Annotated in this window: 13 protein-coding genes; 4 read left to right on the top strand and 9 right to left on the bottom strand. The window is 66.7% G+C overall.

Annotated features, from left to right (window positions below; all coding sequences use genetic code 11):
- From DIE02_RS29590 to DIE02_RS36195, 4 genes are all read right to left on the bottom strand, one after another.
- On the bottom strand, positions 1 to 326 hold a 326-nt coding region (locus tag DIE02_RS29590; protein WP_124486630.1), incomplete at its 3' end, for an aminotransferase class III-fold pyridoxal phosphate-dependent enzyme.
- 37 nt (positions 327 to 363) lie between these two features.
- On the bottom strand, positions 364 to 1701 hold the full coding sequence (locus DIE02_RS29585) for a glutamine synthetase family protein (RefSeq protein ID WP_044849097.1): 1338 nt from the start codon (positions 1699 to 1701) through the stop codon (positions 364 to 366).
- Positions 1702 to 1730: 29 nt separating this feature from the next.
- Positions 1731 to 2516: a gamma-glutamyl-gamma-aminobutyrate hydrolase family protein gene (locus DIE02_RS29580; protein ID WP_124486629.1), complete on the bottom strand. Its 786-nt coding sequence runs from the start codon at positions 2514 to 2516 to the stop codon at positions 1731 to 1733.
- A gap of 285 nt (positions 2517 to 2801) precedes the next feature.
- Positions 2802 to 2984 (bottom strand): hypothetical protein, encoded by a 183-nt coding sequence (locus DIE02_RS36195; protein ID WP_006402789.1) that lies wholly within the window; start codon positions 2982 to 2984, stop codon positions 2802 to 2804.
- A 468-nt stretch (positions 2985 to 3452) separates the two neighbouring features.
- Between DIE02_RS36195 and DIE02_RS29570 the strand changes: the two genes are divergently transcribed.
- The gene (locus tag DIE02_RS29570) at positions 3453 to 4004 is read left to right on the top strand and encodes a cupin domain-containing protein (protein ID WP_044849101.1); all 552 of its coding nucleotides are present in this window, start codon (positions 3453 to 3455) and stop codon (positions 4002 to 4004) included.
- A gap of 89 nt (positions 4005 to 4093) precedes the next feature.
- Positions 4094 to 5584 (top strand): aldehyde dehydrogenase, encoded by a 1491-nt coding sequence (locus DIE02_RS29565; protein ID WP_124486628.1) that lies wholly within the window; start codon positions 4094 to 4096, stop codon positions 5582 to 5584.
- Between the two features lie 60 nt (positions 5585 to 5644).
- On the opposite strand, the gene DIE02_RS29560 is transcribed toward DIE02_RS29565, so the two are convergent.
- Positions 5645 to 5845, bottom strand: coding sequence for a heavy-metal-associated domain-containing protein (locus tag DIE02_RS29560; protein ID WP_044849094.1), 201 nt, complete (start codon positions 5843 to 5845; stop codon positions 5645 to 5647).
- A 333-nt stretch (positions 5846 to 6178) separates the two neighbouring features.
- On the opposite strand from DIE02_RS29560, the gene DIE02_RS29550 reads away from it, so the two are divergent.
- Together DIE02_RS29550 and DIE02_RS29545 are read left to right on the top strand one after the other, a co-directional pair.
- Positions 6179 to 6511 carry a cupredoxin domain-containing protein gene (locus DIE02_RS29550; protein ID WP_124486627.1) on the top strand — a complete coding sequence of 111 codons (333 nt, stop codon included), beginning with the start codon at positions 6179 to 6181 and terminating at the stop codon, positions 6509 to 6511.
- Between the two features lie 12 nt (positions 6512 to 6523).
- Entirely contained in the window at positions 6524 to 7360 is an 837-nt protein-coding gene (locus tag DIE02_RS29545; protein ID WP_044849093.1) for an FTR1 family protein, read from the top strand.
- A 73-nt stretch (positions 7361 to 7433) separates the two neighbouring features.
- Here DIE02_RS29545 and DIE02_RS29540 read toward each other — a convergent pair whose 3' ends face one another.
- The 4 genes from DIE02_RS29540 to glmU are packed head-to-tail and all read right to left on the bottom strand — an operon-like array spanning position 7434 to position 11391.
- Positions 7434 to 7652: a hypothetical protein gene (locus tag DIE02_RS29540; RefSeq protein WP_040142345.1), complete on the bottom strand. Its 219-nt coding sequence runs from the start codon at positions 7650 to 7652 to the stop codon at positions 7434 to 7436.
- Complete coding sequence (locus DIE02_RS29535) at positions 7652 to 8107, bottom strand: hypothetical protein (protein ID WP_124486626.1); 456 nt, start codon at positions 8105 to 8107, stop codon at positions 7652 to 7654. Before DIE02_RS29535 ends, DIE02_RS29540 begins: the two co-directional genes overlap by 1 nt.
- Positions 8108 to 8157: 50 nt before the next feature.
- Entirely contained in the window at positions 8158 to 9975 is a 1818-nt protein-coding gene (gene glmS, locus DIE02_RS29530; protein WP_124486625.1) for a glutamine--fructose-6-phosphate transaminase (isomerizing), read from the bottom strand.
- Positions 9976 to 10029: 54 nt separating this feature from the next.
- Positions 10030 to 11391, bottom strand: a complete 1362-nt coding sequence (glmU, locus tag DIE02_RS29525) for a bifunctional UDP-N-acetylglucosamine diphosphorylase/glucosamine-1-phosphate N-acetyltransferase GlmU (protein WP_124486624.1) — start codon at positions 11389 to 11391, stop codon at positions 10030 to 10032.
- Positions 11392 to 11468 lie beyond the last annotated feature (77 nt).

Raw genomic sequence — 11468 nt, 5'->3', positions numbered from 1 at the left:
AAGAACGTGTTGTAGAACGGCAGTTCCTGCAGTTGGCGATATGCGGCATCGGCAAGTTCCTTGCGGCCGTAGCCGACATTCACGCACCAGAGGCCGGCCATCCCGTCGATGACCTTGTTGCCGTCCGAGTCCCACAGATAGACGCCGTCGGCCTTCACGATCACGCGGCTGCCCGCGCGATTGAGCGCCCCCATGTCCGAGAACGGATGGATGTGGTGCGCGGCGTCGAGCGCGCGGTATTCGGCGGTCGAGCGTGCCTGCGTCGTGCGCGGTGCGGTGGCCGGCGCGGCCGGCTGGATCCAGGCAGATTCGTTGCGGTACGTCATGTTTCCTCCGTGATTCCGTATTCGGTCGTGCGCACGCTCAGACGTGCAGCAGCAGATGGCGGCGTTCCCACGAACTGATCACGCGGAAGAACGCTTCGTATTCGGTTTCCTTCAGCGCGAAATACGCCTTCAGGAACTTGTGGCCGAGAATCTCGCCGAGCGGCTCGCACGCGGCCATCAGCGTGAGCCCTTCCTCGAGGTTGCGCGGCAGCTGGTACGGCAGCTCGTAGCCGTCGCTGACGAGCGGTTCGGTCGGCTCGAGACGCTGCGTCATGCCGAGATAGCCGGCCGCGAGCGTCGCCGCGAGCGCGAGGTACGGGTTGCAGTCGACGCCCGGAATCCGGTTCTCGATGCGGCGCGCGGCCGGGCCCGAGTGCGGGATGCGGAAGCCGACCGTGCGGTTGTCGTAGCCCCACTGCACGTTGATCGGCGCGGCCATGAAGCGCGACAGCCGGCGATACGAGTTGATGTACGGCGCGAAGATCGGCATCAAGGCGGGCGTGTACTTCTGCAGCCCCGCGAGGTAGTTGTAGAACAGCGAGGTCGCGCCGCCCGTTTCCGGCGACGTGAACAGGTTGCGGCCCGTTTCCTCGTCGACGATGCTCTGGTGCACGTGCATCGCCGAGCCCGGCTCGTTTTCCATCGGCTTGGCCATGAAGGTCGAGTACATGTTGTGGCGCAACGCGGCCTCGCGCACCGTGCGCTTGAACAGGAACACCTGGTCGGCCAGCGACAGCGCGTCGCCGTGCATGAAGTTGATCTCCATCTGCGCGGCGCCGACTTCGTGGATCAGCGTGTCGATGTCGAGGTTCTGCGCTTCGCAGTACTCGTAGATGTCCTCGAACAGCGGGTCGAACTCGTTGACCGCCTCGATCGAATACGACTGGCGGCCCGTTTCGGGGCGGCCCGTGCGGCCGACCGGCGGACGCAGCGGCAGGTCCGGGTCCTTGTTCATGTCGACCAGGTAGAACTCGAGCTCCGGCGCGACGACCGGCTTCCAGCCCTTCGCCTTGTAGAGGTCGAGCACGCGGCGCAGCACGTAGCGCGGCGAGATCTCGACCGGCGAGCCGTCGAAGTGCACGCAATCGTGGATCACCTGCGCGGTCGGATCGACGGCCCACGGGATCAGGCGAATGGTCGACGTGTCGGGCACGCACACCATGTCGGGATCGGTCACGCCGGTCAGCGAGCCGTCTTCCGGATAGTCGCCGGTGACGGTCTGCACCATCACGGCCTGCGGCAGCCGCATCGATTCGCCGGACGTGAACTTGTTGCGCGGCGTGATCTTGCCGCGCGCGATGCCGGCCATGTCGGGAATGATCGCTTCGATCTCGGTGATCCGGTGCTGCTTCAGAAAGTCTTCGATGTCTTGCATGTCTGTTCTCGTTATGTGGGTCGGCGCGCTCAGGCGAGCGCGGCGGCGGCCGTGGCACGTGTGCGGGCGTCGCGGCGCGCGCGGCAGGCGTCGCCGAAGGCGCGGAAGATCGCGCTCGACAGCGGGTCATGCGCATGCCGCCATTCCGGGTGCCACTGCACGGCGAGGGCGAAGGCCGGGGCATCGACGACGCTGACGGCCTCGATCAGGCCGTCCGGCGCGACGGCTTCGACGGCGAGGCCGGAACCGAGCTGCGCGATGCCCTGCTTGTGCAGCGAGTTCACGTGCACGTCGTCGCGGCCGCCGGCGAGCGTGTGCAGCACGCCGCCGGGCGTCAGGCGCACGACGTGCGCGGGGCCGTATTGCGTGTCCATCGGCGCGTCGTCGTCCTCGCGGTGATCGGCGAGGCCCGGCACGTCGTGCACGCGCTGATGCAGCGTGCCGCCGCAAACGACGTTCAGCTCCTGGAAGCCGCGGCACACGGCCAGCACGGGCACGCCCGCGACGATCGCCGCGCGCAGCAGCGGCAGCGTCGTCGCGTCGCGTGCGGGATCGTGCTTCGTGCCGGGCGCGCTCGGCTCGCCGCCATACAGGTGCGGCTCGACGTTCGAATAGCTGCCGGTAAACAACAGGCCGTCGACCGTTGAGAGCACGTCGTCGACCGACTGGCGATCGCCGAGCGCGGGCAGCACCATCGCGAGCGCGTGTGCGCCGTCGACGATCGCCGCGACGTACTTGTCGCCGACCGTGTGCGACGCATGTGCGCCGATCTGCGTGAAGTCGGCGGTGATGCCGACGAGGGGTTTCCTTTCCATGACGTCAATCAGTTGTCCGTAGGACCGTTGCGTGCATCACGCGGGAAAACCGCAAAATGCAGGCGCGACACGGCCCCGCAGCCTCGCGAAGCGCGCAAGGCCGCTGGTGAATGGGCGCAACGGGTTCGCATGGCGATCCGCGCTGCGCGCGACGGTCAGGCCATCGTTCGTTTCGTCGTGCCGTGCGACGCGGCAATGAATGCGCGAACGCGTTCCGTCACCGCGCAGACGACGGGGCTGACGAACAGGCAGTTGAAACGAACGACGAGAAAAGGAGGAGAGGCGCTATGGCAGCAGCGACGCGACTTCGTCGGTATCGACGGCCACGAACGCGCGTGCGGAAACGGCGTTGTGACGGCGAACGGAACGACGGGACAGGATGGTGTAGATCGACAGATGCAGCAGGCGAGGACTATGCCAGCCGCAACTGCCATCGGAAGCGGGAGCAGCGCTGCGCAAACTTCGCACATCGCCTCGATCCCACCTCACCAGAGGGCCACGGACTCTCACGATTACACTCGACTGGTTTGTTGAAAGTATTGAACACCTGATCGTTTCGGCGCGCGAGGCGTTTAAAATAATCAAGGTGCCCGGCCTGCGTCATTTACATTGATGGGCATCAATTTTTACGTTGCAATAACGTTTTCCGGTGCCGATGAATGGCCAATGACGCTGACCTGAGAGCCAGCATATACGAGCCAAAAACGGCGTCAAATGTTTTTTGACGGTCTCGTGTCAGGGCTTTCCCGAGGCACTGCGAACAAAATATTCGTAAATGGAATGACGCGCGAGGTGTTCATTATTTCGAACGCCTTTCAGGGTTTTCCCCGCTGATGTGTGGCATAAAGTGATTAGAATATTCAACGGCTGCTCAACGCTGTCCAACGCGTCGTTTCACTTTTTCACCGCACTTCTATCGTGTCCGAAACCGAATCGATGTCCACCGAAGTCGCCGAGCGCCTGCGTTTCGTGCGCAACAAGCATGGCCTGTCGCAGCGCGAACTCGCGAAGCGGGCCGGCGTGACCAACGGCACGATCTCGCTGATCGAACAGGGGCGCGTGAGCCCGTCGGTCGGCTCGCTGAAGAAACTGCTCGAATGCATCCCGATGAGTCTCGCGGAGTTCTTCACGTTCGAGCTGGTCGAATCGCGCTCGGTCGTGTCGCGACGTGACGAGATGCCGAACCTCGGCAACGACGCGCTCGCGTTTCACCTCGTCGGCGCGGGCGTGAAGGACCGCAACATGTGCATCATGCGCGAGGTCTACCAGCCGCTCGCCGATACGGGGCCCGAGATGCTCGTGCACGCGGGGCACGAGGGTGGCGTGGTCGTGTCGGGCCGGCTCGAGCTCACCGTCGACGGCGCGACCTGGCTGCTCGACCCCGGAGACGGCTACTACTTCGAAAGCCGTTTGCCGCACCGTTTTCGCAATCCCAGCGCGGAACAGCTCTGCGAGGTCGTGTCGGCCAATTCGCCGGCCACCTTCTGACCGCGCATCACCGCATTCGCCACCGCCGGCAGCGTTGCCGTTGCACGGCGTGCCGCAGCGCGAATGCCACAACCGTTGAGGCATCCTGAATGAACAAGTTGACTTTGGCTGACTGGCAGGACAAGGCGGCGTCGCTCGAGATCGAGGGGCGCGCATTCATCGACGGCGCGTCGCGCGACGCGCACGGCGGCAAGACGTTCGACTGCGTGAGCCCGATCGACGGCCGCGTGCTCGCGAAGGTGGCCGATTGCGGCGAGGCCGACGTGAACGCCGCCGTCGCGGCCGCCCGCCGCGCGTTCGACGCCGGCGTGTGGGCCGGACTGAACCCGCGCGCGCGCAAGGCCGTGCTGCTGCGCTGGGCCGCACTGATGCGCGAGCATCTCGACGAACTGTCGCTGCTCGAGACGCTCGACGCCGGCAAGCCGATCGGCGACACGACGACGGTCGACGTGCCGGGCGCCGCGTATTGCGTCGAGTGGTTCGCCGAGGCGATCGACAAGGTCGGCGGCGAAGTCGCGCCGGCCGACCATCATCTCGTCGGCCTCGTCACGCGCGAGCCGGTCGGCGTGGTCGCGGCCGTCGTGCCGTGGAACTTCCCGATCCTGATGGCCGCATGGAAGTTCGGCCCGGCGCTCGCGGCCGGCAACAGCGTCGTGCTGAAACCGTCGGAGAAATCGCCGCTGACCGCGATCCGCGTCGCGCAGCTCGCGTACGAGGCCGGCATCCCGGCCGGCGTGTTCAACGTCGTGCCGGGCGCGGGCGAACCGGGCAAGCTGCTCGCGCTTCATCGCGACGTCGACTGCATCGCGTTCACCGGCTCCACGGCAGTCGGCAAGCTGATCATGCAGTACGCCGCGCAGTCGAACCTGAAGCGCGCATGGCTCGAACTCGGCGGCAAGTCGCCGAACATCGTGCTGCCCGATTGCCCGGATCTCGACCGCGCCGCGCAGGCCGCGGCCGGCGCGATCTTCTACAACATGGGCGAGATGTGCACGGCCGGCTCGCGCCTGCTCGTGCATCGCGACATCAAGGACGCGTTCATCGAGAAGCTGGTCGCGGCCGCGCGTGCGTACGTGCCGGGCAACCCGCTCGATCCGTCGGTATCGATGGGCGCGATCGTCGACGGCATCCAGCTCGAGCGCGTGCTCGGCTACATCGACGCCGGGCGCAAGGAAGGCACGCTCGTCACGGGCGGTGCGCGCGTGAAGGCGGAGACGGGCGGCTTCTACGTCGAGCCGACGGTGTTCGAGGTGAAGCCCGATGCGAAGATCGCGCGCGAGGAGATCTTCGGTCCCGTGCTGTCGGTGATCGTGTTCGACGATGTCGACGAGGCGGTGCGGATCGCGAACGATACCGAGTACGGGCTCGCGGCGGCGGTGTGGACGTCGGACCTGACGACCGCGCACGACGTGTCGCGCCGGCTGCAGGCGGGCACGGTGTGGGTGAACTGCTACGACGAAGGCGGCGACATGAACTTCCCGTTCGGCGGCTACAAGCAGTCGGGCAACGGCCGCGACAAGTCGCTGCATGCGCTCGAGAAGTACACCGAACTGAAGTCGACGCTGATCCGGCTGCGCTGACGCGGCCGGTGTGCGGGCGCGGTGCCGACGGGCGCCGCGCCCGTGCTGCGCATGCGCGCGTCAGGCCGTGCGCAGTGCCGGGTGAAAGCCCGCGGCTTCGATGATCGACTGCACGCGTTCGGCGCCTTGCGCCGATTCGACCTTGACCGTCTTCGCGGCAACGTCGATGTCGAGCTTCGCAGCGGGGTCGGCTGCCGTCACGGCACGCGTGATGGCGTTGGCGCAGCCGCCGCAGGTCATATCCTGGACTTCGAATTCCATCGTGTTCTCCTGGGTTGGGTGGCGATTCACAAACGTCGCCAGCATGAAGCTTGCCATGGTGGGAAGGTCAAGCGATTCGTCGTGTTCGGCATCGTACAAGCTGTTTGTAAAGCTGAAGTCAGACGAATCGTAATGCGCCGATGTACGTCAGTCGGAATTTTTCCCGATTGACGGTCGCGCATTGTCGGCGAAATCTGGCGGAGCCTTGCACGACAAGGTGCGTGTCGCGTCGACGACGCCCGATGTCCATGGCGGCAGTAAGGGTACTTCGGGAGGGAAATGCGAATCGATCTTACTATCGGTTCCCCCACGATATTTCATTTCGTTACCCATATGAATCGCTTCGCTTTCGGTTTCGCACTGGCCCTGCTGGGCGCATCGGCAACGTCCGCCTTCGCTGCCGACGACGTCGTCAACCTGACCCTGAAGGACCACAGGTTCTCGCCAGACGGCGTGACGATTCCGGCCGGCAAGAAGGTGAAGTTCGTCGTGAAGAACCTCGACGCGACGCCCGCGGAATTCGAAAGCGACGATTTCAAGGCAGAGAAGGTCGTGCCGGCCGGCAAGTCGGTCGAAATCCTCGTCGGGCCGCTGAAGGCCGGCACCTACGAGTTCCACGACGAGTATCACGAAGCGCAGTCGAAGACGCACCTGACCGTCAAGTAAGCGGATATCGCCATGCTGTCTACTGCCCTGATCGTCTTTCGTGAAGTGCTCGAGGCCGCGCTGGTGGTCTCGATCGTGATGGCCGCCACGAAGGGCGTGCCGCGGCGCGGCTGGTGGGTCGGCGGCGGGCTCGTCGGCGGCGTGATCGGCGCCGGCCTGATCGCCGCGTTCGCCGACGTGATCTCGCAGTGGGCATCCGGCATGGGGCAGGAAGTCTTCAACGCGGGCGTGATGTTCGTCGCGACGCTGATGCTCGCGTGGCATTGCATCTGGATGAGCCGCCACGGCCGCGAGATGGCGCTGCACATGGGCGAGGTCGGGCGGGCCGTCGCAGCCGGCAGCCGGCCGCTGACGGGGCTCGCGATCGTGGTCGGCGTCGCGGTATTGCGCGAAGGCTCCGAGGCCGTGCTGTTCCTGTACGGCATCGCGGCGGGCGATCCGGGACAGACGCCGCAGATGATCGTCGGCGGGCTGCTCGGCGTGCTGGGTGGCGCCGGGCTCGGCTATGCGATGTATGCGGGCCTGCTGCAGATTCCGCTCAAGCGCCTGTTTTCCGTCACCAATGCGCTGATCGTGCTGCTCGCGGCGGGGATGGCGAGCCAGTGCGTCGGCTTCCTGCTTGCCGCGGGCCTCGTGCCGTCGTGGGGCGACGCGGTCTGGGATACCTCGTGGCTGCTCAAGGAAACGAGCATCGTCGGCAAGGCGCTGCATACGTTGATCGGCTATACCGCGCGTCCGGCGGGGATCCAGATCGCCGCGTACCTGGTCACGCTGGTTGCGATCGTCGTGCTGGCGCGGCTCGTCGGCCGGCCGCGGACGGTCGTGCCGCCGCCGCGGCCCGTCGCCTGAGCGGGCGGGGCCGAATGCAAAAAGGGGCGTCGTGGACGCCCCTTGTTACTTGCGTTGACGGTTCGCGCTCCGTTCAGCGATGGCTGTCGATCCACGCGCGGGCCCATTCGAGCCCCGCTTCGCGCGCTTCGTCCTCGGTATCGAACACGCCGAGCACGCCTGACGCTTCGACGAGCCGGTTGTTCTGCGTGATCGTGCCGCTCGCCGCGAAGCGCTCGGGCTGCAGGATTTCGTCCTGCTGCAGGATCGAATGGCCCCAGATCTGGTAGCCGTGATAGGTCTGCGCTTCCATTATCGCGTCACCTCCGCGGAACGGCGGCTCGCGCCGACGCGCAGCACGTTGCCGTCCGGCGTGTATTGCCGTGGGATATCGGAGAATTTGAGTGCGTGCGGCGTGTCGGGCACGGTCGGCTGCATCACGGTGAGCCGGCCCGGCGCGGGCTGCGCGACGGGGCGCGGTGCGGCCGGCGCATCGACCGTCGCGGCGGTCGGTCGATGCGGCGCGGCTTTCACGGCTTGTGCGACGCGGCGCTTGTGCGGCTTGACGGCGACCTTCGGCTGCACGCTCGCGTGCTTTTCCGCGGTCTTGTTGCCGGCGTGCGCGTCGGCGGCCGCGCGCGGGGTCGGCGTACGTGCCGCCGGCACGCGCGCCTCGGGCGGGTTCCAGACTTCGACGTAGTGCTCGGTCGCCCAGCCCGTCGACGCGAAGCTCAGCGCCAGCAATCCGCATCCAAACAGTCTTACCATGGTCTCTCCGTCAGTCTCGCCGGCGCGCCGGACTGCGCTGCGCCGATTGCTTACTCCACCGTCACCGACTTCGCGAGGTTGCGCGGCTTGTCGACGTCGGTGCCGCGCGCGCACGCGGTGTGATACGCGAGCAGCTGCAGCGGCACGACGTGCAGGATCGGCGACAGCTGGCCGTAGTGTTCCGGCATCCGGATCACGTGCAGGCCGTCGTCGTTGACGATCTGCGTGTCGGCATCCGCGAACACGTACAGCTCGCCGCCGCGCGCGCGCACTTCCTGCATGTTCGACTTCAGCTTCTCGAGCAGCGTGTCGTTCGGCGCGACCGTGACGACCGGCATCGCTTCCGTGACGAGCGCGAGCGGGCCGTGCTTCAGTTCGCCGGCCGGATAGGCCTCGGCGTGGATGTACGAGATTTCCTTCAGCTTCAGCGCGCCTTCGAGCGCGATCGGGTAGTGCAGCCCGCGGCCGAGGAACAGCGCGTTTTCCTTGCGCGCGAATTCCTCCGACCACGCGATGATCTGCGGCTCGAGCGCGAGCACGCTGTTCAGCGCGGCCGGCAGGTGGCGCAGCTCCTTCAGGAATTGCGCTTCCTGCGCGGCGTCGACGTGCCCGCGCAGCTTGCCGAGCGTCGCTGCCAGCACGAACAGCGCGACGAGCTGGGTCGTGAACGCCTTGGTCGACGCGACGCCGATCTCGGTGCCCGCGTGCGTGAGGAACTGCATCTCGGTGAGGCGCACCATCGCGCTCGTCGCGACGTTGCAGACCGCGAGCGTATGCGTGTGGCCGAGAGACTGCGCGTGCTTGAGCGCGGCGAGCGTGTCTGCCGTCTCGCCCGACTGCGAGATCACCAGCACGAGCTGGCGCGGGTTCGGCACCGATTCGCGATAGCGGTATTCGCTCGCGATCTCGACCTGGGTCGGAATCTTCGCGATCGATTCGAGCCAGTACTTCGCGGTGAGGCCCGAGTAGTAGCTCGTGCCGCACGCGAGGATCAGCAGGCTGTCGATGTCCGCGAACGCGGCGGGCGCCGCGTCGCCGAACAGCGTTGCGTCGAATGCTTCGGTTTGCGGCACCGTGTCGCTGATCGCGCGCGGCTGCTCGAAGATTTCCTTCTGCATGAAGTGGCGATACGGGCCCAGCTCGACCGCGCCGCCGTATGCGCTGACCACGCGGATCTCGCGCTGCGCGAGCGCGCCGTGGCGGTCGACGATTTTCACGCCGTCGAGCGACAGCTCGCACATGTCGCCTTCCTCGAGGAACGTGAAATGGTCGGTGCTGCCGGCCAGCGCCAGTGCGTCGGAGGCGAGGAAGTTCTCGCCGTCGCCGTGGCCGACGACGAGCGGCGAACCCTGGCGCGCGCCGACGACGATGTGCGGCTGGTCCTTGTGGGTCACCGCGATCGCATACGCGCCGTGCAGCTGCTGCACGGCTTCGCGCACGGCCTCGAACAGATTTCCGCGATACAGGCTGTGCACGAGGTGCGCGATCACTTCGGTGTCGGTCTGCGACACGAATTCGTAGCCCTTCGCGCGCAGCGCGTCGCGCAGCGTCTCGAAGTTCTCGATGATGCCGTTGTGCACCAGCGCGAGCGCGTTCGACGAGAAGATCGGATGCGCGTTGTGCGTGACGGGCGCACCGTGCGTCGCCCAGCGCGTGTGCGCGACGCCGGTCGTGCCTGCGAGGTGCGATTCCTGCACCTGCGCGTCGAGATCGGCGACGCGCGCGACGCTGCGCGCGCGCTTCGGTGCGTCCGGCTCGAGCACGGCGACGCCGCACGAGTCGTAGCCACGGTATTCGAGGCGCCGCAATCCTTCGATCAGCACCGGAACGATATTACGCTGCGCAACTGCGCCGACAATGCCGCACATGAATGGTCAATCCTGTAAGTCGACGCGGGCGCCGTTCGGGCGCCCGCAAAAGGTTCAGCTCTTCTTCTTGACCGGTCGGACGTAGCCGCTTTTCGCGGTCTGCGTCTTCTCGTTCAAGGCGAGGACGCCCTCGGCGACGTCCTTCCAGATCGTCGTGCCGGCCGCGATCGTCACGCCGCGGCCGACGCGCACCGGCGCGACGAGCTGCGTGTCCGAGCCGACGAACACGTCGTCCTCGATCACGGTGCGGAACTTGTTCGCGCCGTCGTAGTTGCAGGTGATCGTGCCGGCGCCGATGTTCACGCGCGCGCCGATGTCGGCGTCGCCGATGTAGGTCAGGTGGTTCGCCTTCGAACCGTGGCCGATCACCGCGTTCTTCACCTCGACGAAGTTGCCGACGTGCGCTTCGTCCGCGAGCTGCGCGCCCGGGCGCAGCCGCGCGTACGGGCCGATCACGGTGTGCGCGCCGAGTTCGGCGCCGTCGATGTGCGTGAACGCGTCGATGCGCGTGCCCGCGCCGATCGACGCGTTGCGGATCACGCAGTTCGCGCCGATCGTCACGTTGTCGGCGAGCGTCACGTTGCCTTCGAACACGCAGTTCACGTCGATCGACACGTCGCGGCCGCACCGGAGCGTGCCGCGCACGTCGAGGCGCGCCGGATCGGCGAGCGTGACGCCGTCGACGAGCAGCGCATCGGCGACGTTGCGCTGATGGATGCGCTCGAGTTCCGCGAGCTGCGCCTTGCTGTTCACGCCGAGCGTTTCCCAGTCCTCGTCGGGCTGCGCCGTGACGATCTCGAAGCCGGCCTCGATCGCGAGTTCGACGACGTCGGTCAGGTAGTACTCGCCCTGCGCGTTCTCGTTCTTCAGCGCGCCGAGCCACATCGACAGCTGGGCCGTCGGCGTGACGATGATGCCGGTGTTGATCTCGGCGATCTTCAGTTGCTCGGGCGACGCATCCTTCTGCTCGACGATGCGCGTGACGAAGCCGGACGCGTCGCGCACGATGCGGCCGTAGCCGGTCGGATCGTCGAGCGTGACCGTCAGAATCCCGTAGCGGCCCTCGCGCGCGGCGTCGACCAGACGCCGCAGCGTCGACGCGCGGGTGAGCGGCACGTCGCCGTACAGCACCAGCGTCGGTTGCGCGGGATCGAGCAGCGGCAGCGCCTCGCGCACCGCGTGGCCGGTGCCGAGCTGCTCGGCCTGTACCGCGAACTGGACGTCGGGCGCGGCGACGGCGGCCTGGACCTGCTCGGCGCCATGACCGACGACGACGACGAGCCGCGACGGCTGCAGCGTGCGCGCGGTGGCGATGACGTGGGAGAGGAGCGGCCTGCCGGCCAGGGGATGGAGCACTTTCGGCAGCGCGGAACGCATGCGCTTGCCGGTGCCTGCCGCCAAAATCACGATATTCATGGCGCCAGCTTGTCAGAGGAGTTCGTAGCCGTCCATTTTAGCATGCGGCCCCTGGCATTCCTGGCCTGTCGCGACCG

The organism is Burkholderia sp. Bp8991, from assembly GCF_003853795.1.
Classification (GTDB): domain Bacteria; phylum Pseudomonadota; class Gammaproteobacteria; order Burkholderiales; family Burkholderiaceae; genus Burkholderia.
This window is presented reverse-complemented; position numbering and strand designations above follow the sequence as displayed.